Origin of the sequence: Pseudomonas sp. PS02303 (assembly GCF_029959925.1) — a bacterium.
GTDB lineage: Bacteria > Pseudomonadota > Gammaproteobacteria > Pseudomonadales > Pseudomonadaceae > Aquipseudomonas > Aquipseudomonas mandelii.
Genome location: NZ_JASCOM010000599.1, coordinates 1 through 255, shown reverse-complemented (window position 1 = coordinate 255; position 255 = coordinate 1). Strand labels below are relative to the sequence as shown.

General features: G+C 58.4%; 1 pseudogene. It reads left to right on the top strand.

The window, feature by feature from the left end:
* Positions 1-255 (top strand): annotated as a pseudogene (locus tag QMX98_RS35185) (acetyl-coenzyme A synthetase); the annotation flags it as partial.

The following is a 255-nucleotide window of genomic DNA, read 5'->3' as shown; positions in this document are numbered from 1 at the left end:
CCTGCACCCGGATCGGTGCGATTCACTCGGTGGTGTTCGGTGGTTTCTCGCCGGAAGCCCTGGCCGGTCGCATCATCGACTGCAAATCCAAAGTGGTCATCACCGCTGACGAAGGCATTCGTGCCGGTAAGAAGATCCCGCTCAAGTCCAACGTCGATGACGCGCTGACCAACCCGGAAACCAGCAGCATCCAGAAAGTCATCGTGTGCAAGCGCACCGGTGGCAACATCAAGTGGAACCAGCATCGCGACATCT